General features: G+C 61.8%; 22 protein-coding genes. 3 read left to right on the top strand and 19 right to left on the bottom strand.

Annotated elements, in window-relative coordinates; all coding sequences use genetic code 11:
- Positions 1-51 precede the first annotated feature (51 nt).
- From HX801_RS19315 to ubiE, 9 genes are read right to left on the bottom strand one after another with little or no spacing between them, the layout of a single operon-like run.
- Positions 52-759, bottom strand: a complete 708-nt coding sequence (locus tag HX801_RS19315; RefSeq protein ID WP_003209293.1) for a 16S rRNA (uracil(1498)-N(3))-methyltransferase — start codon at positions 757-759, stop codon at positions 52-54.
- Positions 756-1,547: a twin-arginine translocase subunit TatC gene (tatC, locus tag HX801_RS19310; protein WP_003209295.1), complete on the bottom strand. Its 792-nt coding sequence runs from the start codon at positions 1,545-1,547 to the stop codon at positions 756-758. Before tatC ends, HX801_RS19315 begins: the two co-directional genes overlap by 4 nt.
- The gene (gene tatB, locus HX801_RS19305; protein ID WP_003209296.1) at positions 1,544-1,990 is read right to left on the bottom strand and encodes a Sec-independent protein translocase protein TatB; all 447 of its coding nucleotides are present in this window, start codon (positions 1,988-1,990) and stop codon (positions 1,544-1,546) included. The genes tatC and tatB overlap by 4 nt, the downstream gene beginning before the upstream one ends.
- Before the next feature lie 10 nt (positions 1,991-2,000).
- Positions 2,001-2,279: a twin-arginine translocase TatA/TatE family subunit gene (locus tag HX801_RS19300; protein WP_003209298.1), complete on the bottom strand. Its 279-nt coding sequence runs from the start codon at positions 2,277-2,279 to the stop codon at positions 2,001-2,003.
- Between the two features lie 25 nt (positions 2,280-2,304).
- Complete coding sequence (locus HX801_RS19295) at positions 2,305-2,637, bottom strand: phosphoribosyl-ATP diphosphatase (RefSeq protein WP_008439273.1); 333 nt, start codon at positions 2,635-2,637, stop codon at positions 2,305-2,307.
- A gap of 2 nt (positions 2,638-2,639) precedes the next feature.
- Positions 2,640-3,032, bottom strand: coding sequence for a phosphoribosyl-AMP cyclohydrolase (gene hisI, locus HX801_RS19290; protein WP_177022526.1), 393 nt, complete (start codon positions 3,030-3,032; stop codon positions 2,640-2,642).
- A gap of 41 nt (positions 3,033-3,073) precedes the next feature.
- Complete coding sequence (gene ubiB / locus HX801_RS19285) at positions 3,074-4,678, bottom strand: ubiquinone biosynthesis regulatory protein kinase UbiB (protein WP_003209302.1); 1,605 nt, start codon at positions 4,676-4,678, stop codon at positions 3,074-3,076.
- Positions 4,675-5,298, bottom strand: coding sequence for an SCP2 domain-containing protein (locus HX801_RS19280; RefSeq protein ID WP_177022525.1), 624 nt, complete (start codon positions 5,296-5,298; stop codon positions 4,675-4,677). Before HX801_RS19280 ends, ubiB begins: the two co-directional genes overlap by 4 nt.
- Positions 5,298-6,068 carry a bifunctional demethylmenaquinone methyltransferase/2-methoxy-6-polyprenyl-1,4-benzoquinol methylase UbiE gene (gene ubiE, locus HX801_RS19275; protein WP_003209306.1) on the bottom strand — a complete coding sequence of 257 codons (771 nt, stop codon included), beginning with the start codon at positions 6,066-6,068 and terminating at the stop codon, positions 5,298-5,300. Before ubiE ends, HX801_RS19280 begins: the two co-directional genes overlap by 1 nt.
- 143 nt (positions 6,069-6,211) lie before the next feature.
- On the opposite strand from ubiE, the gene HX801_RS19270 reads away from it, so the two are divergent.
- From HX801_RS19270 to HX801_RS19260, 3 genes are all read left to right on the top strand, one after another.
- The gene (locus HX801_RS19270; RefSeq protein WP_008439272.1) at positions 6,212-6,487 is read left to right on the top strand and encodes a polyhydroxyalkanoic acid system family protein; all 276 of its coding nucleotides are present in this window, start codon (positions 6,212-6,214) and stop codon (positions 6,485-6,487) included.
- Positions 6,488-6,592: 105 nt separating this feature from the next.
- Positions 6,593-7,015: a phasin family protein gene (locus tag HX801_RS19265; RefSeq protein WP_087692913.1), complete on the top strand. Its 423-nt coding sequence runs from the start codon at positions 6,593-6,595 to the stop codon at positions 7,013-7,015.
- A 12-nt stretch (positions 7,016-7,027) separates the two neighbouring features.
- Complete coding sequence (locus HX801_RS19260) at positions 7,028-8,038, top strand: phasin family protein (protein ID WP_102367937.1); 1,011 nt, start codon at positions 7,028-7,030, stop codon at positions 8,036-8,038.
- Positions 8,039-8,209: 171 nt separating this feature from the next.
- Here the strand turns inward: HX801_RS19260 and HX801_RS19255 are convergent, their stop codons facing one another.
- From HX801_RS19255 to HX801_RS19210, 10 genes are all read right to left on the bottom strand, one after another.
- The gene (locus HX801_RS19255; protein WP_003209312.1) at positions 8,210-8,830 is read right to left on the bottom strand and encodes a TetR/AcrR family transcriptional regulator; all 621 of its coding nucleotides are present in this window, start codon (positions 8,828-8,830) and stop codon (positions 8,210-8,212) included.
- Positions 8,831-8,857: 27 nt separating this feature from the next.
- Positions 8,858-10,540 (bottom strand): class II poly(R)-hydroxyalkanoic acid synthase, encoded by a 1,683-nt coding sequence (phaC, locus tag HX801_RS19250; protein ID WP_003209314.1) that lies wholly within the window; start codon positions 10,538-10,540, stop codon positions 8,858-8,860.
- A 101-nt stretch (positions 10,541-10,641) separates the two neighbouring features.
- Positions 10,642-11,487 carry a poly(3-hydroxyalkanoate) depolymerase gene (phaZ, locus tag HX801_RS19245; protein WP_003209316.1) on the bottom strand — a complete coding sequence of 282 codons (846 nt, stop codon included), beginning with the start codon at positions 11,485-11,487 and terminating at the stop codon, positions 10,642-10,644.
- Between the two features lie 152 nt (positions 11,488-11,639).
- Positions 11,640-13,319, bottom strand: a complete 1,680-nt coding sequence (gene phaC, locus HX801_RS19240; protein WP_003209318.1) for a class II poly(R)-hydroxyalkanoic acid synthase — start codon at positions 13,317-13,319, stop codon at positions 11,640-11,642.
- Between the two features lie 249 nt (positions 13,320-13,568).
- The gene (locus HX801_RS19235; RefSeq protein WP_003209319.1) at positions 13,569-13,946 is read right to left on the bottom strand and encodes a gamma-butyrobetaine hydroxylase-like domain-containing protein; all 378 of its coding nucleotides are present in this window, start codon (positions 13,944-13,946) and stop codon (positions 13,569-13,571) included.
- A gap of 162 nt (positions 13,947-14,108) precedes the next feature.
- Positions 14,109-15,446, bottom strand: a complete 1,338-nt coding sequence (gene hslU, locus HX801_RS19230) for an ATP-dependent protease ATPase subunit HslU (protein ID WP_003209321.1) — start codon at positions 15,444-15,446, stop codon at positions 14,109-14,111.
- A 38-nt stretch (positions 15,447-15,484) separates the two neighbouring features.
- Positions 15,485-16,015 (bottom strand): ATP-dependent protease subunit HslV, encoded by a 531-nt coding sequence (hslV, locus tag HX801_RS19225; protein ID WP_003209323.1) that lies wholly within the window; start codon positions 16,013-16,015, stop codon positions 15,485-15,487.
- A gap of 256 nt (positions 16,016-16,271) precedes the next feature.
- A complete protein-coding gene (locus HX801_RS19220; protein WP_003209324.1) occupies positions 16,272-16,976 on the bottom strand; it encodes an SPOR domain-containing protein in 705 nt (234 codons plus the stop codon).
- A gap of 1 nt (position 16,977) precedes the next feature.
- Positions 16,978-18,714 (bottom strand): arginine--tRNA ligase, encoded by a 1,737-nt coding sequence (gene argS, locus HX801_RS19215; RefSeq protein ID WP_003209327.1) that lies wholly within the window; start codon positions 18,712-18,714, stop codon positions 16,978-16,980.
- A 234-nt stretch (positions 18,715-18,948) separates the two neighbouring features.
- The gene (locus tag HX801_RS19210; protein ID WP_177022524.1) at positions 18,949-21,168 is read right to left on the bottom strand and encodes a primosomal protein N'; all 2,220 of its coding nucleotides are present in this window, start codon (positions 21,166-21,168) and stop codon (positions 18,949-18,951) included.
- Positions 21,169-21,245: the final 77 nt, after the last annotated feature.

The raw sequence follows: 21,245 nt of genomic DNA, 5'->3' as shown, positions 1-21,245 counted from the left end.
GTGTCCTTGAGTTTTTCGCGAGCAAGCTCGCTCCTACAGGAGAGGGCGGTGTTAGAAAAGGCGGGCGAGCAGCGCGGTGACGGCGGTTTCGACTCTCAGGATGCGCGCGCCGAGTTGCACCGGCTGCAATCCGGCCTTGGCCAGCAGGTCCACCTCGTAGGGAATCCAGCCGCCTTCCGGCCCGATGGCCAGGGTGACCGGCTCATCCAGCCCGCGAGGGCAGGGCGGATAGTCGCCGGGGTGACCAATCAGGCCGAGGGTGCCTTGCGCCATGGCGGGCAGGCGGTCTTCGACGAATGGCTTGAAGCGCTTTTCGATCACGATCTCGGGCAGCACCGTGTCCCGGGCCTGTTCCAGGCCGAGGATCAATTGCTCGCGAATCGCTTCCGGCTCCAGGAACGGCGTCTGCCAGAAGCTCTTTTCCACGCGATAGCTGTTCACCAGCACCACCCGCGGCACGCCCATGGACGCCACGGTTTGCAGCACCCGGCGCAGCATTTTCGGACGGGGCAGGGCCAGCAGCAGGGTCAGGGGCAGTTTGGCCGGTGGCGGCTGGTCGAAGGTCACTTCCAGTTCGGCTTCCCGGGCTTCCAGGCGCAGCAACTGCGCGTTGCCCATCAACCCGCCAATCCGTCCGACCCGCAGGCTGTCGCCTACGGCGGCACGGTGGACTTCCTGCATATGCACCAGGCGCCGATCACGCAGCACCACCCGGTCGGCCGCGATAAAGTCGGCCTCCTCAAGCAGCAGCAGGTTCACGGCTGGGTCGCTGGCGGCTGGTCGTCGTCGGCGGGTTGGTCATCCGGGTGATCGCCACGCTTGCTCACCAGGCTGCCGAACAGGATGCCAATCTCGAACAGCATCCACATGGGTACGGCCAGCAGGGTCTGCGAGAAGATGTCCGGCGGGGTCAGGATCATGCCGACCACGAAGCAGCCGATGATCACGTACGGGCGGATTTTCTTCAGGTATTTGACGTCGACCACGCCGATCCACACCAGCAGCACCACGGCCACCGGGATTTCGAAGGCCACGCCGAAGGCGAAGAACAGCGTCATCACGAAGTCGAGGTAGCTGGTGATGTCGGTCATCATTTCCACACCGGCCGGGGTGGCGGCGGCGAAGAACTTGAAGATCAGCGGGAACACCAGGAAGTAGGCAAAAGCCATCCCGGTATAGAACAGCAGGATGCTCGACACCAGCAGCGGCACGGCGATGCGTTTTTCATGCTTGTACAGGCCCGGCGCGATAAAGCCCCAGATCTGATGCAGGATCACCGGGATCGCCAGGAACAGCGAAACCATCATCGTCAGCTTCAACGGCGTGAGGAACGGCGATGACACGTCGGTGGCGATCATCGTCGCGCCGGCCGGCAGGTAATTGCGCAGCGGCGTGGAGACGAAGGTGTAGATCTGCTGGGTGAAGGCAAACAGCCCGGCAAAGATGATGAAGATCGCCGCGACACAGCGCAGCAGGCGGGTGCGCAACTCGGTGAGGTGCGAGACCAGTGGCATGTGCTGGTCGGTTTCCGGTTTATCAGCGCTCATGGGGCTCGCGGCGGCAATGTAGGGTCGTGGGGCGCGGGCGACACGGCAGGTGTCGGCGCGGGTTCGGTCGGGGTCACGGGCGCAGTGGGCGCAGGCTCGACGGCGTGCACGGGTTCAGCGACCGGTGCAGGCGCGGGTGCGGCGGGCGGAGCAATCGAATGCTCGGCCACAGGCTCGACCGGCTTGGGCGTTTCCTGCACCGGCGAGAGAATCTTCCGTGCCTCCTGCTCCAACGACAGAATGTGTTCGTTGTGCAGTTGCCGGCGAATCTCGTCGGCGCCGATTTCCCGTTCAACTTCCTGTTTGATGGCGTTGAAACTGCGTTTCAGGCGCCCGATCCACAGGCCGGCCGTGCGCGCGGCACCGGGCAGGCGTTCCGGCCCCAGTACCAGCAGGGCCACGAGGCCGACGAGCAGCAGTTCAGAGAAGCTGATACCAAACATTATTCAGTACTCACGAGTCTTTTTGGTTCTGCTCTTTGACGTGCTCGGCCTGCACGTCGAAGGTGCGACGTTCAGTGATCGGCTGAGTGGCCTGCGGGTGTACAGGCTGCGCCGGTGGCACCGGATTGACGGCCGGGTCGGCAGGCTTTTCGTCGTCGTTCATGGCCTTGCGAAAGCCCTTGATCGATTCACCGACGTCGGTGCCGAGGTTTTTCAGTTTCTTGGTGCCGAACACCAGCACAACGACCACAAGAATGACGATCCAGTGTTTCCAGTCAAAAATGCCCATGCTGCAATTCCTCTGTAAAAGTTGGTCAGACGGACGGGCGCGAGGCCTTTTCGGCATGCCCGGACAAGCCGAAGCGACGGTCCAGTTCATCAAGCACTGCCTGTGGATGCTGCCCCAGTTGGGCGAGCATGACCAGACTGTGGAACCACAAGTCGGCAGTTTCGTAGATCACGTCGCTGCAGTCGCCGCTGATTTGCGCGTCCTTGGCCGCAATAATCGTCTCGACGGATTCTTCGCCGAGTTTTTCCAGGATCTTGTTCAGACCCTTGTGGTACAGGCTGGCGACGTAGGAGCTGTCGGCGTCCGCGCCTTTGCGGTCTTCCAGCACCTGGGCCACACGGTTGAGGGTATCGCTCATGTTCAGTGTCCTGCCGAATAGATAGCGTGCGGGTCTTTGAGCACGGGCTCGACGGTCTTCCACTTGCCGTTCTGGAACACGCGGTAGAAGCAGCTGTGACGGCCGGTGTGACAGGCGATATCGCCGATCTGCTCGACCTTGAGGATCACCACATCGGCATCGCAGTCGATGCGCATCTCATGCAGGGTTTGCACGTGCCCGGACTCTTCGCCCTTGCGCCACAGTTTGCCACGGGAACGTGACCAGTAGATGGCGCGGTTCTCGGCGGCGGTCAGGCTCAGGGCCTCGCGGTTCATCCAGGCCATCATCAGCACGCGCCCGGTCTTGTAGTCCTGGGCAATGGCCGGCACCAGGCCGTCACTGTCCCACTTGATCTCGTCCAGCCAGTCTTTCATTTTCGGCTCCGGCAATTTGCGACAGTGTATAACCGGATTGGCTATCGACGCACGATCAGATACACGCCCACCGCGACCATGATGCCGGCCGGCCAGTGGCCCAGTTCATTCAACGGCCCGCCGGCGGCCAGTATCGTACCGCCCACCAGGTGCGCGGCGCCCAGCAGGCGCAGGAACCAGTCGTCCTTGCGCTTGTGCCACGGCGGTGCCGGGTCCTTGGCGTGGGGCTGGGACATGCGCTCCAGCAGGTCACGGGTCATGTTAGCCAGGTGCGGCAGTTGCTCGACCTGGCTTTGCAGGTTGCCCAGCAGGGTTTTCGGGCTGATACGGTCCCGCATCCAGCGCTCGAGGAACGGCTGGGCGGTGTTCCACAGGTCGAGGTCCGGGTACAGCTGGCGGCCCAGGCCTTCGATGTTCAGCAGGGTCTTTTGCAACAGTACCAACTGCGGCTGCACTTCCATATTGAAGCGCCGCGCCGTCTGGAACAGACGCATCAGCACCTGACCGAAGGAAATATCCTTTAACGGTTTTTCAAAGATCGGCTCGCACACAGTGCGGATCGCCGCTTCGAATTCGTTGAGCTTGGTTTCGGCCGGCACCCAGCCCGAATCGATGTGCAACTGCGCCACGCGGCGGTAGTCACGCTTGAAGAAAGCGAACAGGTTGCGCGCCAGGTAATCCTGGTCTTCCGGGGTCAGGCTGCCGACGATGCCGCAGTCGATCGCAATGTACTGCGGGCTCCACGGGTTCACGGTGCTGACGAAAATGTTGCCGGGGTGCATGTCGGCGTGGAAGAAGCTGTCGCGGAACACCTGGGTGAAGAAAATCTCCACGCCGCGCTCGGCAAGCATCTTCATGTCGGTGCGCTGGTCGGCCAGGGTCGCCAGGTCGGTGACCTGCACGCCGTAGATGCGCTCCATCACCAGCACTTTCGGGCGGCACCAGTCCCAATAGACTTGCGGCACGTACAGCAGCTGCGAGCCTTCGAAGTTGCGCTTGAGCTGGCTGGCGTTGGCCGCTTCGCGCAGCAGGTCGAGTTCGTCGTAGATGGTTTTTTCGTAGTCCAGCACCACGTCTACCGGGTGCAGCAGGCGTGCATCGGCAGAAAAGCGCTCGGCGGCGCGGGCAAGGATGAACAGCCACGCCAGGTCCTGGCCGATGATCGGCTTGAGGCCCGGGCGGATCACCTTCACCACCACTTCTTCGCCGCTTTTCAGTTGCGCGGCATGCACCTGGGCCACCGAGGCCGAGGCCAGCGGCGCGATGTCGAAGCGGCTGAAGACTTCGCTGATCTTCTTGCCCAGCTGTTCTTCAATCAACGTGACTGCCAGTTGCGAGTCGAACGGCGGCACGCGGTCCTGCAACAGCATCAGTTCGTCGGCGATGTCTTCGGGCAACAGGTCGCGGCGGGTGGAGAGGATCTGCCCGAACTTGATGAAGATCGGCCCCAGGTCCTGCAACGCCAGGCGCAGGCGCGCGCCACGGCTCAGCTCGAGGGTCTTGCGCGGGAACCAGCGCCACGGCAGCACATAGCGCACCGCCAGCAGAAACCACGGCAGCGGCAGGGCGAACAGCAGGTCATCGAGGCGGTAGCGGATTACGACGCGCTGGATACGAAACAAACGGCGGACGGCGAGCAGCTTCATGCGTTATCGCTTGAATCAAGGGAGCGGCTCAGGCGCTCGAAGCGCGCCTCAAGTCGTTCCAGGTCGAGTTTGGCCTGGTCGAGTTCGCGAAAGCGCGCTTCCGCTTCCCGTTGTCCGACCAGGGTGCGCGATTCTTCGCTCAGGTATTCGGCGAGGTTCTGGTTCAGGCTGGCGAAACCCTGCTGGTACCAGCGCGTACGGCTGCGCAGATGACCGCTGATCAGTTGGGTGGCCACCGGGCCGAGCCAACGTGACAGCTCGTATTCCCAGTCCAGTTCCAGGTCTTGCAGCACGGCGGCCAGGTCCATCAGCACCGCGCTGTCGCCTTCAAGTTCCACGTCCGGGCCGTGGAGGATCGCCGTCTTGTTTCGGCTCAGGGCCAGGCGCAGCAGGCTTGAGCCGGAAGCACGCAGGGTGCAGTCGGCGTCGGCGGCCCAGTGGGACGCAAGCAACAGGCCTTCATCGCTGGGCAGGATAAACAGCTGCAAGGCGGGGCTGGTGCAGTCGACGGCGATGATCCTGCCGTTCAGGTGCGCCAGCCGTGCCAGGGCGGTGCTGTCCAGGCGCAGTACACGGTTGAGGCCGTGTTCGACGCTGGCGAGAAGGCCTGCGAACAGCATCAGGGCTTGATGCCGCGGTGCAGGGCGACGATGCCCGAGGTCATGTTGTGGTAGGTCACGCGGTCGAAACCGGCCTCTACCATCATCGACTTCAGGGTTTCCTGGTTCGGGTGCATGCGGATCGATTCGGCCAGGTAGCGGTAGCTTTCGGCGTCATTGGTGATCAGCTTGCCCATCAACGGCATGAAGGCGAACGAGTAGGTGTCGTAGACCTTGGACATCAGTGCGTTGGTCGGCTTGGAGAACTCCAGCACCAGCAGGCGACCGCCGGGCTTGAGTACGCGCAGCATCGAGCGCAGTGCGTCTTCCTTGTGGGTCACGTTACGCAGGCCGAAGGCGATGGTCACGCAGTCGAAGTGGTTGTCCGGGAACGGCAGCTTTTCAGCGTCGGCCTGGACGAACTCGATATTGCCCGCCACACCTTTGTCCAGCAGGCGATCACGACCGACCTTGAGCATCGAGCCGTTGATGTCGGCCAGTACCACCTGCCCGGTGGGGCCCACCAGCTTGGAGAACTTGGCGGCCAGGTCGCCCGTGCCGCCTGCGATATCCAGCACACGGTTGCCGGTGCGTACACCCGACAACTCAATGGTGAAGCGCTTCCACAGACGGTGCATGCCGCCGGAGAGCACGTCGTTCATCAAGTCGTACTTGGCGGCTACCGAGTGGAACACCTCGGCGACTTTTTCCGCTTTCTGGCTTTCCGGGACGTTCTTGAAGCCGAAGTGAGTGGTGGGTTCGGCATCGCTGCCTTTGCGCTGATCAGTCATATCGCTGTCACCAAAAGAGAATGGGGGCATTCTAATCCCCAAGGCATGCTTTGTCTTGGCAAGGCTGAAGGTAAGATAGGTGGTCACCGAGACCTTTTGCCGCATGGCGGGTCGACAAGTCTCTATAACGAGGAGTCATTCAAATGGCCCGTATACAGGTTGAACGTGCCCACACACTGGGCAAAGACGCTGCCCGAGAAAAAGCCGACAAGTTGGCGAGCAAACTCAAGGAGCAATATGGCCTGGAGTCTTCGTGGGCCGGCGACACACTGAACCTCAAACGTTCGGGCGTTAAAGGCACCGTGAAAGTGGCGGAAGATTCCCTGCGGATTGAAGTCGAGCTGGGTCTGTTGATGTCGGCCATGAGTGGCACCATCAAGTCCGAAATCGAGAAGGCGCTGGATAAAGCCCTGGCCTGATTTGCGACCTTCTTAGGGTGCCGATTCTAATTTTTCTGCCTACTTTGTGCCCAAGCCCCCAACTTCTGTGGGCAGTTCCTCCCCCCTTTATGCGTGAGGTGCACCATGGCCAAAGTTATTTTGAAGAAAAAAATTGCTACCGGAACTAACGCCCTGACTGACGTTAAATCCTATGCCCGCAAGATCTGGCTGGCCGGTTTGGGGGCTTACGCCAAGGTCGGAAGCGAGGGCGCCGAGTACTTCAAAGAGCTGGTTAAGACTGGTCAACATGTTGAAAGTAAAGGCAAAAAAGTTGTGATTGAACAACTTGATGCAGCCAACAGTCAGATTGATCAAGTCAAGAGCGAAGTCTTCGGCGTCAAAGGTCGAGTCGAAGTGCAACTGGATAAAGTTGAAAGCGCTTTTGATAGTCGTGTTGGAAGTGCCTTGAATCGGATCGGCATTCCGTCTAAACATGACGTGGAGACACTCTCTGCTAAGCTCGATGAGCTGACGGCATTGCTCGAACGTGTCGCGCGTAAACACTAAGGAGACAACGGGATGGCTGGTAAAAAGACTACTGATAAAGAAGGCAGCTCGTGGATCGGGGAAGTTGAAAAATACTCCCGCAAGATCTGGCTGGCCGGTTTAGGCGTGTACTCGAAGGTGAGCAGTGACGGCGGTAAATACTTCGAGACTTTGGTTAAAGACGGCGAGAAGGCCGAGAAGTTGACCAAGAGCACAGTGGGTAAACAAGTCGATGCGGCAAAGGCTTCCGCCGGTTCTGCCAAATCACGTATCAGCGACAAGTGGGGCGAACTGGAAGGGGCTTTTGACAAGCGCCTGAACAGTGCCATTTCGCGACTGGGCGTACCTAGCCGTACTGAAGTGAAAGCGCTGCACAGCAAGGTCGATACCTTGACCAGGCAAATCGAAAAACTCACCGGCCTCAAAGCTGCGCCAGTTGCGGCTAAAACTGCAGCGGCTAAACCGGCTGCCAAGCCTGCGGCGAAAACTGCAGCGGCCAAGCCTGCTGCTAAAACCGCCGCTAAACCGCTGGTCAAGGCCGCCGCCAAACCGGCAGCCAAGCCAGCCGCCAAGGCGCCGGCCAAAGCTGCTGCAAAACCGGCTGCCAAGCCTGCGGCGAAAACCGCAGCGGCTAAACCGGCCGCCAAACCTGCCGCTAAACCAGTGGCCGCTAAAGCAGCTGCAAAACCTGCGGCGAAACCTGCAGCCAAGCCGGCAGCAAAAGCAGCAGCCAAGCCAGCGGCGAAAACCGCTGCCGCCAAACCTGCTGCTGCCAAGCCAGCCGCTGCGAAACCTGCAGCCAAGCCGGTTGCTGCCAAACCCGCCGCCAAGCCTGCGGCTGCCAAACCTGCAGCGGCCAAGCCAGCTGCAAAACCGGCTGCGGCGAAGAAGCCGGCCGTAGCCAAAAAGCCAGCAGCGCCGAAGCCAGCGGTAGCGGCCAAGCCTGCAACTGCAGCGCCGGCGACCAACTCGGTCACGCCACCGACGCCTGCTGCTACCCCGACTGCAACGCCGGCAAGCCCGACGCCTACCAGTCAGTCCTGATTTTTACGGGACACATAAAAACGCCCGGCCTGCGAAGGTCGGGCGTTTTTTATGGAATCTACAGAACAACACAAATCCAATGTGGGAGCGGGCTTGCTCGCGAAAGCGGTGGATCAGTCACACATGTATTGACTGACACTCCGCTTTCGCGAGCAAGCCCGCTCCCACATTTTAGTCCGCGTCGTCCAGGTAGCGCAGCGCCAACCTCTCTGTCGCCAGCCTCGCCGGCATCAGCAGATGCGGGGCCACCAGCATCATGATCTGGTACACCACCACCCGCACCTCACCTTCTCGGTCGAGAATCCGCTGGTAGTCCAGGGAAAACAGCAAGGTCATGGTGATCTGTTCCACCAACTGCCCCAGCGCCTGGGTTTCACTGACCAGTTGCCCATCCGTCTTGAGGCGGGCCAGCAACGAGGCCAGCGTGCGCTTGAGCGCCGTCAGCAGGTTGCGGATGCCCTTGGCCAGTTTCGGCAAGCGGCCCGCCAGGTTCGACAGGTCCTGGAACAGAAACCGATAGTGCGCCATGCGCTCCACGATCAGGTGCAGGAACAGCCAGTAATCCTCGGCCGCCAGTTGTGCGTCTTCCGGCGGATCGAGCAACGGCGCCAATTCGTTTTGAAAGCGCTCGAACAGCCCGAGCACCAACGGTTCCTTGCCATGGAAGTGGTAATAGAGATTGCCGGGGCTGATCCCCATTTCATTGGCCACCTCCATGGTCGACACGTTCGGCTCGCCCTTGTGGTTGAACAACTGCAAGGCACATTCAAGGATACGGTCGCGGGTCTTCATCCAGTCTTCTTAAAGTTGTCGTGGGGCTCAGCGGACTCGCACATAGGTGCCCGGCGCCGCTTCCATCGGTGGGTAATTCTGGTTGCCCAGGGCGGTCAGTGTTTCGCGCTGTACACCGGAGCGCTGCTGGATCCACGCCAGCCAGTTGGGCCACCAGCTGCCCTCGACATGATTGGCGTCGTAGTACCAGGCGCGCGGGTCGCTGCTCAGCTTGAGGTTCTCGACGTAGTTGGCCTTGGGGTTGCCCGGCGGGTTGAGGATGCTCTGGACATGCCCGCTGTTGGACAGAATGAAGCGCTTGTCGCCGCCCAGCAGCTGGGTGGAGCGGTACACCGCGTCCCACGGCGTGATGTGGTCGTTGATGCCGCCCACGCTGAAGCTGTCCACCGTCACCTTCTGCAAGTCGACAGGCGTGCCGCACACCTCCAGGCCGCCGGGGTGGCTCAGCGGGTTGTGCTTGAAGAAGTCCAGCAAGTCGCCATGCAGCGCGGCGGGCAGGCGGGTGTTGTCGTTGTTCCAGTACAGGATGTCGAAGGCCGGCGGTTCCTTGCCCAGCAGGTAGTTGTTGATCCAGTAGTTCCAGATCAGGTCGTTGGGACGCATCCAGGCGAATACCTTGGCCATGTCACGACCGTCGAGTACGCCTTGTTGGTAGGAGCGGCGCTTGGCGGCTTCCAGCGTCTGTTCGTCGGCGAACAGGGTGGCGGGGCTGTCGATCTGGCTGTCCAGCAGGCTCACCAGGTAGCTGGCGCTGGAGATGCGGCGCAGCTGGCGCTTGGCCTGCAGATGGCCTTGCAGCGCGGCGATGGTCAGGCCACCGGCGCAGGCGCCCATCAGGTTGACCTCGCGGGCGCCGGTGATTGCGCGGGTTACGTTCAGCGCTTCTTCCAAAGCCGCGACGTAGGTGGACAAGCCCCATTCGCGGTGGCGTACATCCGGGTTGCGCCAGCTGACCATAAACACTTGCAGGCCATTTTTCAGGGCGAACTGGACGAAGCTGTTGTTCGGGCTCAGGTCGAAAATGTAGTACTTGTTGATTTGCGGCGGCACCACCAGCAGCGGCTTGGCGTACTGTTTTTCGCTCATGGGCTTGTACTGGATCAGCTCCAGCAGTTCATTGCGAAACACCACCGAACCGGGTGTGGTGGCCACCGTCTTGCCGACTTCAAAGGCCTGCTTGGTGACCTGGCGCGGCAAGCCGTTGTTGTGCAGCAGGTCGTCGAACAGGTTGCTGACGCCACGCACCACGCTGTTGCCGCCGGAGTTGAGCAGCTCCTTGATCGCCAGCGGGTTGAGCAGGGTGTTGGATGGCGACACCGCATCGTTGAGCAGGGCAAAGGCAAAGTGCGCCCGCGCCCGGTCGTCGGCGCTGAGGTTGCTGTCGTCGATCCAGTGGCGGGTCTGTTTTTGCCAGCTCAGATAGGCTTGCAGGCTGCGCCGATAAAACGGGTTGAGCTGCCAGGTCGGGTCGGCGAAGCGGCTGTCCTTCGGGTTCGGCTCGTGCACCGTTTCCCCGAGCAGCACGCGGCCCAATTGCCCGCCCAACTTCAGGGCGTGGCGGGCGGTGTGCACGGGGTTGCGCAAGCCGTGTGCGGCGACGCTGCGCAGGGTCGAGAGCAAGTCCCGGCCGCGCAGGCCGGTGATCGCACTTTCAATATTGATGAACGCGGCGGGTGTGGGCACCGGGTTCGATACGGGTCTTTCTCGCATGCGCCAACACTCCTTCGTCAAGCCATCAACAAGCACGCCAATTCAGAACCATAGTCGGTTCTGGCCAAGTTGCGCGGCGCGGTCGTCCTGACCGCCCTCGTCTAAAGTGCGGGTTGCGGGTGAATCACCGCCCTCAGGCGTTCCTCCTGGAGAAACTTCATGATGATCGGCGCCACGGCCTCGGCCCGGGTAATCAGGAACAGATGGCCGTCGTCGATGATGTGCAGTTGGGCGTTGGGAATGCGCCAGGCCAGCATGCGCATGTTGATCAGCGGGATCAGTGGGTCGTCGTCGCCGGCCAGCACCAGGGTCGGCTGCTTGATCTTGTGCAGCCAGTGGATGCTGGTCCAGCCAAGCCCGGCGAACAGTTGCCAGTAGTAACCCAGCTTGCCCGCCGAACGCACTTTGCTCGCGTGTTCGGCGGCCAGTTTCGAATCCCGACGGAAGGAGCCGCCGTAGATCATCGGTGCAATCCGCACCACGTGGGACGGTTGGATATAACGCCGGGGGCTGGCCATCAGCCACAAGACTTTCGGCTTGCCCGGCACCATAAAGGCGCCGGCGGCGGTGGCGGCCAGAATCAGCTTCTTGCAGCGTTCCGGATAGTCATAGGCGAACTGCTGCGCCAGCGCGCCGCCCCAGGAAACGCCCACCGCGTTGACCTGGCCATAGTCCAGGTAATCGAGCATGCGCGCGGTGAGTTTGGCCAGGCCGGGAAAGCGATAAGGCCGGCTGGGGGTCGACGAGCCGCCGACGCCTGGCACATCAAAGGCAATCACTTCCAGGTCCGGGTCCAGGGCCTGGACGAACGGAAACACCAGCTCAAGGTTGGCGCCGATGCCGTTGAAAATCAGCAGCGGCGTCAAGTGAGGCTTGCCCGGGCGTACCGCCGTGCGGATGGCTTGGCCATCCAGGTCGATGGTACGGAAGATGAACGGTTGCGGCATGGGCTTACCCTGCAAAGTGGCGCTATTTCCCTGCGGGAACACGGTCAATGTGGGAGCTGGCTTGCCTGCGATGCAGACGCTACGGTGTATCAGGCACACCGAGTTGATGCCATCGCAGGCAAGCCAGCTCCCACATTTGATCCCATTCCCGCCTACCTTTCGTGAACGTATGTGCCCGGCGCCGCTTCCGCCGCTGCATAAGTCTTGTTGCCCAGGTTCGCAGGCGCCTTCTTCAACTTGCCCGACCGCTCCGCCTGCCACGCCTGCCAATGCAACCACCACGAATCGGTGTGCTTGGTGGCGTTCTCCTGCCAGTCCAGGGCCTTGCCCGGCATCGTATCGCTGGTCTGGTAACGCGATTTTGGATTGCCCGGCGGGTTCAGAATGCTCTGGATATGCCCGCTGCTGGACAGCACAAACTCCACCTTGCCGCCAAACAGCTGCGCCGACTTGTAGCAGGACTGCCACGGTGTGATGTGGTCGTTGGTGCCGGCCAAAGAATAAATATCGGCAGTGACCTGCTTCAGGTCGATCGGCGTGCCGCACACTTCCAGGGCATTGGCCCGCACCAAGGGATTGTTCTTGAACAGTTCGATCAGGTCGCCATGGAACGCGGCCGGCAAGCGGGTGGTGTCGTTGTTCCAGAACAGGATGTCGAACACCGGTGGCTCGTTGCCCAGCAGGTAGTTGTTGACCCAGTAGTTCCAGATCAGGTCATTGGGGCGCATCCAGGCAAACACCTTGGCCATGTCGCGGCCTTCCAGCACACCGGCCTGGTAGGAATGGCGCTTGGCCGCTTCCAGGGTCTGTTCGTCGACGAACAACGCCACCTGGGTGTCCAGGGTGGTGTCCAGCACGCTCACCAGCAGGGTCAGGGCGTTGACCTTCTTCTCGCCCAGCGCCGCGTAGTGGCCCAGCAGGGCGGTGCAGGTGATGCCGCCGGAGCAGGCGCCGAGCATGTTGATGTCTTTGCTGCCGGTGATCGCGCTCACCACATCGACCGCTTCTTTCAGCGCCTCGATGTAGGTCGACAGGCCCCACTCGCGCTGGGCCTTGGTCGGGTTGCGCCAACTGACGATAAACGTCTGCTGGTTATTGCGCAGGCAGAAGCGCGCCAGGCTCTTGTCCGGGCTCAGGTCGAATACATAGAACTTGTTGATCTGCGGCGGCACTACCAGCAGCGGACGTTCGTGCACCTGCTCGGTGATCGGCCGGTACTGGATCAGCTCCAGCACATCGTTGCGAAACACTACGGCGCCTTCGGTGGTGCCCAGGCTCTTGCCCACTTCAAAGGCGCCCATGTTGACCTGGCTCGGCATGCCGCCGTTGTGCACCATGTCCTTGGCCAGGTGGGACAGGCCATCCAGCAGGCTCTTGCCGCCGGTTTCAAAGAAGCGTTTGACCGCCGCCGGGTTGGCCGCGCTGTTGGTGGGCGCCATGGCCTCGGTCATCAGGTTGATGACGAAGTGGCCGCGGCTGATGTCGTGTTCCGACAGGTTGCTGTCACCGATCCAGTCGTGCAGCTCCTTGCGCCACGCCAGGTAGGTTTGCAGGTAACGTTTGTAGAGCGGGTTCTGGGTCCACGCCGGGTCGTTGAAACGACGGTCGTCGGCCTCGGGTGTCAGCTGTGATTTGCCGAACACCACGTTCTTCAATTCGACGCCGAAATGGGCGACGTGCTTGACGCTGTGCAACGGTTGTTTGATGGCCTGGGTCAGCACCATCCGAGCGGATGCCAGTAAATCCTTTTTCCGTAACGCGATGATCGGGTTCAGCCCCAGGGTGTTTTCCGAGGCCTGGCGTTTCAAGTCATCGTTGTTCTTGTTACTCATCTACGACGCTCCATTGTCCGACAGACGAGTACCGGGTACCGCTGTGTACCACTACTTGCCACACAGCACAGCCTGGTACTACTGCTCGGGTGACCGTTAATACCGCATCGTCAAATGCAGGGAACTTGCCAGTTCCATTGGTTACCCGAGTTTAATTTTTTTCGCAAGCGGGCCAATCGTTGGCCACGACAGAGGGGCATTCAAGCAGATGGAATTAGAAAATGCCCACTAATGAGCAAGAGGCCTGGGCTAGAGCATCAGCCGCACGACCGACTGGCTCGGGTCGCGGGTTTTTCCGGCGGCTTTCAGCTCGGCAAGATAGTCAGCCCACAGCGCGTCCTGACGCACGGCAAGTTGATAGAGGTAGTCCCAGGTGAACAATCCGCTGTCATGGCCATCGTCGAAGGTCAATTTCAGTGCGTATTGGCCGGCGGGTTCGATCTTGGTCAAGCCGACATTGAGCTTGCCGAATTGCAGGATCGGTTTGCCGTGGCCCTGGACCTCGGCGGAGGGGGAGTGCACGCGAAGGAATTCGGCGGGCAGTTGATACACCTCGTCGGGACCGTAGGTGAGGCCCAGGGTCCTGGAGGCTTTGTGCAGGTTGATGGCGGTAGGCAGTTTGGTCATTTGGGGAACCGCTCAGAGATGATCCTGAAGGAACCGGCTTTAAACTGTGGGAGCGGGCTTGCTCGCGAATGCGGTGGGTCAGTTCATGCAATTGTGACTGACCCACCGCATTCGCGAGCAAGCCCGCTCCCACATTAAAGCAGAGCGGTTCCTGCGTGAGGCTTACAGGATATAACGAGACAGATCTTCGTTCTGCGCCAATTCGCCCAGGTGGCTGTTGACGTAGTCGGCGTCGATCTTTATTGCCACGCCATTCTGCGCGCCCGCCATGTCGCCGGCACTGAAGGACACTTCCTCCAGCAGGCGCTCAAGCAGGGTGTGCAAGCGACGGGCACCGATGTTCTCGGTCTTCTCGTTGACCTGCCAGGCAATCTCCGCCAGACGCTTGATACCGTCCGGCAGGAACTCAATCCCCAGGCCTTCGGTTTTCAGCAGCTCGCGGTATTGCTCGGTCAGCGACGCATGCGGCTCGCTGAGGATGCGTTCGAAATCGCCCGGCGTCAGCGCTTTCAGTTCAACGCGAATCGGCAGGCGGCCTTGCAGCTCCGGCACCAGGTCGCTTGGCTTGCTCAGGTGGAAGGCACCGGACGCGATAAACAGGATGTGGTCGGTCTTGACCATGCCCAGCTTGGTGTTGACGGTGCAACCTTCGATCAGCGGAAGCAGGTCGCGCTGCACGCCTTCGCGGGACACGTCGACGCCGCCGGAATTGCCGCGCTTGGCCACCTTGTCGATCTCGTCGATGAACACGATGCCGTGCTGCTCGACCGCTTCCAGGGCCTTGGCCTTGAGTTCTTCCTCATTGACCAGGCGCCCGGCTTCTTCGTCGCGCACCAGTTTCAGCGCTTCCTTCACCTTGAGCTTGCGGCTTTTCTTCTTGCCTTTGCCCATGTTGGCGAACAGGTTCTGCAACTGGCTGGTCATTTCTTCCATGCCAGGCGGTGCGGAGATGTCGACGCCGGACACTTCGGCGACTTCGATCTCGATTTCCTTGTCGTCCAGCTGACCTTCACGCAGGCGCTTGCGGAACAGCTGGCGGGTATTGGAATCCGAGCTTGGCGCGGCGTCTTCGTTGAAGCCCATGCGTGCCGGTGGCAGCAAGGCGTCGAGGATGCGTTCTTCAGCGGCGTCTTCGGCGCGATGGCTGACCTTGGTCATTTCCTGTTCGCGCAGCAGCTTCAGGGCAGCGTCGGCCAGGTCACGAATGATCGACTCGACGTCACGGCCCACATAGCCCACTTCGGTGAACTTGGTGGCTTCGACCTTGATGAACGGCGCATTGGCCAGCTTGGCCAGGCGCCGGGCGATCTCGGTTTTACCGACACCGGTCGGGCCGATCATCAGGATGTTCTTGGGGGTTACTTCAACGCGCAATTCTTCGGGCAGTTGCATCCGGCGCCAGCGGTTACGCAGGGCGATGGCAACGGCGCGCTTGGCATCGTCCTGGCCGATGATATGGCGATTGAGTTCATGGACGATTTCGCGGGGAGTCATGGACATAGTAATTGGCGGTCCTCAAGCGGGAATAAGCCTGCGGCTTATTCGGCGAGGTCCTGCTCCTCAATGGTCAGGTTGTGGTTGGTGAAGACACAGATGTCGCCAGCGATACCCAGGGCAGTCTCGACGATTTCCCGGGCCGACAGGTCGGTTTTCTTCAACAGGGCGCTGGCCGCCGCTTGTGCGTAGCCGCCGCCGGAGCCCATGGCGATCAGGCCTTCTTCGGGTTCAACCACGTCGCCGTTGCCGGTGATGATCAGGGAGGCGTCTTTGTTGGCGACGGCCAGCATGGCTTCCAGGCGGCTGAGGGAGCGGTCGGTGCGCCATTCTTTGGCGAGCTCGACGGCGGCACGGACCAGATGGCCCTGGTGCTTCTCAAGTTGGCCTTCAAAGCGCTCGAACAGGGTAAAGGCGTCAGCGGTGGCGCCGGCAAAACCGGCGAGGACCTGGCCGTGGTACAGGCGACGGACTTTTTTCGCGTTGCCTTTCATCACGGTATTGCCAAGTGAAACCTGGCCGTCGCCGCCCATGACGACTTTGCCGTGGCGGCGAACTGAAACGATGGTGGTCAAGGGGAGAGTCTCCACGCTGCGGGGCGAAAATGCCCTGATGGAACTCATATGGGGGTGGCGGGGGGGATTTCAACTGTAGGACGGGAGGGCGGACGAGTGGTGTTTATGTGTCGGACTCGGTCCTGAGGCCGATGAAAATCAAATGTGGGAGCGGGCTTGCTCGCGAAAGCGGTGTGTCAGTCACCTAAAATATTGACTGATCTACCGCATTCGCGAGCAAGCCCGCTCCCACATTAACCCGATGCTGTTTCCGGAATCAGCGGCTCTGGCGTTGTTGTAACAACAGGTTGCTAAACCCGGCGCCGGCCAGTTGCTTCTGCGCCACGGTCAGCTGTTCACGGTTGCTGAACGGCCCTACCAGCACGCGATACCAGGTCGCATCCTTAACCGTCCCGGACTCCACCGTCACCGCCTGCCCCAGTAAAATAATCTGCGCGCGCACACGGTCCGCATCCGCCTGTTTCGGGAACGAGCCCGCCTGCAGGAAGAACTTGGTCACGGGCGCGGCCTTGGTGGTGGCGACCGGCGGCGGTGGCGGCGGGGTAATCCCGGCCAGCGCAGCCTGGGCCCGGGCCGTGTCGATCTTCGCTGCTTCCGCCGGGGTAACCGGCGTAGTCGGCACCGGCTGCGGCGTCGGCAGGGTTTTCTCCGGCACGGCGTCCGGCGGCACGATCACTTCCGATTCCGGCAGCAGCGTGTAGAAGTCGTACTTCGGCTTCACTGGCGCAGTCGGGCTAGGCGGTGTCTTGTTCGCCTCGGCCATTTTCGTGGCCTTCTGCTGTTCTTGCTTGACCCGTTTGACGTCATCGCCCTTGCCCGGGTCGAGCTTCATCAGGAACACCACAAACGCGCCGACCGTCAGGCCGATGGCCATCCACAACCAGCCCGGAATAGGCTTCTTCGCCGGTGCCTGGTAGCGGCTGGCGCCGCGCTTGGGTGCAGGTTTTTTCTTGGCAGCCAACTTACATACGCTCCAGAGTTTCCAGGCCCAACAATTCCAGGCCTTGCTTGAGGGTCCGTCCTGCCAGTGCGGCGAGGCGCAGGCGGCTCTGCTTTTGGGCTTCGTCGTCTGCGGTCAGGATCGGGCAGTTCTCGTAGAAGCTGGAGAACAAACCGGCGACTTCGTACAAATAGGTGCAGAGGATGTGCGGTGTGCCTTTTTCGCCGACGCTGTTCAGCACTTCGCCGAATTGCGCCAGTTTGGCGGCCAGTTCCTGCTCGTGTGGCGCCTCAAGGTTGATCTGGCCTTCGACTTCGCTGAAGTCCTTGCCCAGCTTGCGGAACACACCGGCCACCCGTGTGTAGGCATACAGCAGGTACGGCGCGGTGTTGCCTTCGAAGTTGAGCATCAATTCGAAGTTGAAGCTGTAGTCGCTGGTGCGGTGCTTGGACAGGTCGGCGTATTTCACCGCGCCAATCCCCACGACGCGGGCGATGTTGCGCAGGTCGGCTTCGGCCAACTCCGGGTTCTTTTCCTTCACCAGGTTGTAGGCGCGGTCCTGGGCTTCGTTCAGCAGGTCGATCAGCTTCACGGTGCCGCCGTCACGGGTCTTGAACGGGCGGCCATCGGCGCCGTTCATGGTGCCGAAGCCCATGTGTTCCATCTGCATCGGGTGGGTCACGAAACCGGCGCGGCGCGCCACTTCGAACACTTGCTGGAAGTGCAGGGCCTGGCGCTGGTCAACGAAATACAGGGCACGGTCGGCTTTCAGCACGCCGCTGCGGTAGCGCACGGCGGCGAGGTCGGTGGTGGCGTAGAGGTAGCCGCCATCGGCCTTGACGATGATCACCGGCAGCGGGTCGCCGTCGGCGGTCTTGAATTCTTCGAGGAACACGCACTGCGCGCCGTTGCTTTCAACCAGCAGGCCCTTGGCCTTGAGGTCGTTGACCACGTTGATCAGGTCGTCGTTGTAGGCGCTTTCGCCCATCACGTCGGCCATGGTCAATTTGACGTTGAGCAGCTCGTAGATTTCCTGGCAGTGGGACAGCGAGATCTCGCGGAAGCGGCCCCACAGTTCCAGGCATTCGGCATCGCCGGCTTGCAGCTTGACCACCAGGCCACGGGCGCGGTCGGCGAATTCTTCGGATTCGTCGAAACGCTTCTTGGCGGCGCGGTAGAAGTTCTCCAGGTCCGACAGCTCGTTGCTGGTGATCGGGTTTTCCTGCAGATAGGCCATCAACATGCCGAACTGGGTACCCCAGTCGCCCACGTGGTTCTGGCGGATCACGTCATCGCCGAGGAACTCCAGGACCCGCGCCACGCCGTCACCGATGATGGTGGAGCGCAGGTGGCCCACGTGCATTTCCTTGGCCAGGTTCGGTGCCGACAGGTCGATGGCCACGCGCTGTGCCGGGCCGGCCTTGCGCACGCCGATTTTCGCGTCGGCCAGGGCCGCGTCCAGGCGCGAAGCCAGGGCCTGGGTGTTCTGGAAGAAGTTGATGAAGCCTGGGCCGGCGATTTCAGCCTTGGTCACCTGCGGGTCGGCCGGCAGCGCGGCGATGATTTTTTCCGCCAGGTCGCGCGGCTTCAGGCCGGCCGGCTTGGCCAGCATCATCGCGATGTTGCTGGCGAAATCACCGTGGGTCTTGTCGCGGGTATTTTCCACCTGGATCGCCGGCGTCAGGCCTTCAGGCAACACACCTTCGTTGACGAGTTGGGTGAGGGCTTGTTGGATCAGCTGGCGAATGGTGTCTTTCATGGTGTTCTCTTTCGACCGCAAGCGGTGGCGCGCGATGCGCAGGTGGAAAAACTGGGCATTATCCGTGGCGAGGGCGGGCTTGCCAACCTTCGCGGGACCTTGACGGACGATTAACCTGTGGCGAGGGAGCTTGCTCTGGCGAGGGAGCTTGCTCCCGCTGGAGTGCGTAGCGCTCCCGGCTTTTTTGGGGCTGCTACGCAGCCCAGCGGGAGCAAGCTCCCTCGCCACAGGGGGTTAGTACAAATCTACCGGGTCTACGTCCAACGACCATCTCACTTGTCGCCCGCTGGGCATTTGCTCCAGCGCAAGTAACCAGCTGCTTAATAAACGATGCAGCGGCGCGCGGGCACTGGCTTGCAAGAGTAGCTGGGCGCGGTAACGCCCGGCGCGGCGTTCCATCGGTGCTGGCACCGGGCCCAATAGCTCGATGCCGGTCAGACCCAGTTCCCCCAGCAAACGTTCAGCCTCGCTGCACGCTTCATCCAGGAAACCTTCGGCCTGCCCCGGCTTGTGCGCTTCGGCCCGCAGCAGCGCCAGATGCGCAAACGGCGGCAAGCCGGCCGAGCGGCGTTCGCTCAAGGCCTGTTCGGCGAAGGCAAAGTAGCCTTGTTCTGTCAGTTGAATCAGCAGCGGGTGGTCGGCCAGGTGCGTCTGGATGATCACCTTGCCCGGCTCTTCGGCCCGCCCGGCCCGGCCTGCGACCTGCACGATCAACTGCGCCATGCGCTCGCTGGCGCGAAAATCCCCGGAGAACAGCCCGCCGTCGGCATCCAGGATCGACACCAGGGTCACCCGTGGGAAGTGATGCCCTTTGGCAAGCATCTGCGTGCCCACCAGAATGCACGGCTGGCCCTTCTGGATCGTGGCGAACAACTGATTCATCGCGTCCTTGCGCGAGGTGCTGTCGCGGTCGACCCGCAGCACCGGGTAATCCGGGAACAGGATGCCCAGTCGTTCTTCGGCGCGCTCGGTGCCCGCACCCACCGGTCGCAAGTCGACTTTGCCGCACTGCGGGCAGTGCCGCGGCACCCGTTCCACATGGCCGCAGTGATGGCAGCGCAACTCGCCGGAGCGCTGGTGCACGGTCATTCGCGCATCGCAGCGATTGCACTCGGACATCCAGCCGCAGTCGTGGCACAGCAGCGTCGGCGCAAAACCCCGGCGGTTGAGGAACACCAGCACTTGCTGGCCCGCCGCGAGGGTTTGCCCGATGGCTTGCTGCATCGGCCCGGAAATGCCGCTGTCCAGCGGGCGACTTTTTACATCCAGGCGCAGGAAGCGGGGCTGCTTGGCACCGCCGGCACGTTCATTGAGACGCAGCAGGCCGTAGCGCCCGGTGTAGGCGTTGTGCAGGCTTTCCAGGGAAGGCGTGGCCGAGCCCATCACAATCGGGATGTTTTCCTGGCGGGCACGCACCAGCGCCAGGTCGCGGGCGTGGTAGCGCAGGCCTTCCTGCTGTTTATAGGAGCCGTCGTGTTCTTCGTCGATGATGATCAGCCCGGGATTTTTCATCGGGGTGAACAGCGCCGAACGGGTGCCGATAATAATGTCGGCCTCGCCGTCCCGGGCGGCGAGCCAGGATTCCAGGCGCTCGCGGTCGTTGACCGCCGAGTGCACCAGGGCGATGCGCGCGTTGAAACGCTGCTCGAAACGCGCCAGGGTTTGCGGGCCGAGGTTGATCTCGGGGATCAGCACCAGTGCCTGTTTGCCGGCTTCGAGGGTTTCGCGGATCAGTTGCAAATAGACTTCGGTCTTGCCGCTGCCGGTGACGCCCGCCAGCAGGAACGCGTGGAAACTGTCGAAACCGGCGCGAATCGCTTCATAGGCGGCGCGTTGTTCGGGGTTGAGCGGCAGTTCCGGCTGGGCCAGCCAGTGTTCGTGGCGCTCGCCGGGGGCGTGCTTGCGGATTTCCACTTGCACCAGGCCTTTGGCGAGTAGCAAATCCAGGCTGTCCTTGCTCAGCATCAACTTGCTTAACAGCTGATGGGCGACGCCGTGGGGATGCTGGGCCAGGGTTGCCAGGGCTTCACGCTGGCGCGGGGCGCGGGCGATGCGCGGGTCGTCCATGCGCGCCCCCGGGACCATCGACCAGAAACGCTCCTGACGCGCCTCGGCCAGTTCGCCCTGGCGCAACAGCACCGGCAGCGCCCAGCTCAAGGTGTCGCCGAGGCTGTGCTGGTAATACTGCGAGGTCCACAGGCACAGCTTGAACAGCGCAGGCGGCAGCGGCGGCGTGCTGTCGAGGATGGCCACGGCGGGCTTGAGCTTCTCGGCGGGCACTTCGCTGTGATCGGCGACTTCCACCAGGATGCCGATCATCTCCCGCCGGCCAAACGGTACCCGTACGCGCATGCCGGGCTGCAACTGCGACCGCAATACGCCAGCAGGAGCCCGATAATCGAACAGGCGGCGCAGGGGCGAGGGCAGGGCGAGGCGCAAAATGGCGTCGGGCACGCGGGGGTTCTCATATGACGGGCGGCGAAGAAGGGCGGGAGCCTAGCAGACCAGCGGTGGATGTGGGAGCCGGGCTT

The organism is Pseudomonas sp. G1002, from assembly GCF_013385455.1.
Classification (GTDB): domain Bacteria; phylum Pseudomonadota; class Gammaproteobacteria; order Pseudomonadales; family Pseudomonadaceae; genus Aquipseudomonas.
The sequence above is the reverse complement of the archived record's forward strand: the minus strand, read 5'-3'. Positions and strand labels throughout refer to the sequence as shown.

Coding starts and splice junctions, on each gene's coding strand:
- argS (WP_003209327.1), bottom strand. CDS start 18,714: ATGAAAGACACCATTCGCCAGCTGATCCAACAAGCCCTCACCCAACTC.
- HX801_RS19270 (WP_008439272.1), top strand. CDS start 6,212: ATGGCCCGTATACAGGTTGAACGTGCCCACACACTGGGCAAAGACGCT.
- phaC (WP_003209318.1), bottom strand. CDS start 13,319: ATGAGTAACAAGAACAACGATGACTTGAAACGCCAGGCCTCGGAAAAC.
- tatC (WP_003209295.1), bottom strand. CDS start 1,547: ATGAGCGCTGATAAACCGGAAACCGACCAGCACATGCCACTGGTCTCG.
- ubiE (WP_003209306.1), bottom strand. CDS start 6,068: ATGACTGATCAGCGCAAAGGCAGCGATGCCGAACCCACCACTCACTTC.
- hisI (WP_177022526.1), bottom strand. CDS start 3,032: ATGAAAGACTGGCTGGACGAGATCAAGTGGGACAGTGACGGCCTGGTG.
- phaZ (WP_003209316.1), bottom strand. CDS start 11,487: ATGCCGCAACCGTTCATCTTCCGTACCATCGACCTGGATGGCCAAGCC.
- HX801_RS19235 (WP_003209319.1), bottom strand. CDS start 13,946: ATGACCAAACTGCCTACCGCCATCAACCTGCACAAAGCCTCCAGGACC.
- ubiB (WP_003209302.1), bottom strand. CDS start 4,678: ATGAAGCTGCTCGCCGTCCGCCGTTTGTTTCGTATCCAGCGCGTCGTA.
- HX801_RS19280 (WP_177022525.1), bottom strand. CDS start 5,298: ATGCTGTTCGCAGGCCTTCTCGCCAGCGTCGAACACGGCCTCAACCGT.
- HX801_RS19300 (WP_003209298.1), bottom strand. CDS start 2,279: ATGGGCATTTTTGACTGGAAACACTGGATCGTCATTCTTGTGGTCGTT.
- phaC (WP_003209314.1), bottom strand. CDS start 10,540: ATGCGAGAAAGACCCGTATCGAACCCGGTGCCCACACCCGCCGCGTTC.
- tatB (WP_003209296.1), bottom strand. CDS start 1,990: ATGTTTGGTATCAGCTTCTCTGAACTGCTGCTCGTCGGCCTCGTGGCC.
- HX801_RS19260 (WP_102367937.1), top strand. CDS start 7,028: ATGGCTGGTAAAAAGACTACTGATAAAGAAGGCAGCTCGTGGATCGGG.
- HX801_RS19255 (WP_003209312.1), bottom strand. CDS start 8,830: ATGAAGACCCGCGACCGTATCCTTGAATGTGCCTTGCAGTTGTTCAAC.
- HX801_RS19295 (WP_008439273.1), bottom strand. CDS start 2,637: ATGAGCGATACCCTCAACCGTGTGGCCCAGGTGCTGGAAGACCGCAAA.
- hslU (WP_003209321.1), bottom strand. CDS start 15,446: ATGTCCATGACTCCCCGCGAAATCGTCCATGAACTCAATCGCCATATC.
- HX801_RS19265 (WP_087692913.1), top strand. CDS start 6,593: ATGGCCAAAGTTATTTTGAAGAAAAAAATTGCTACCGGAACTAACGCC.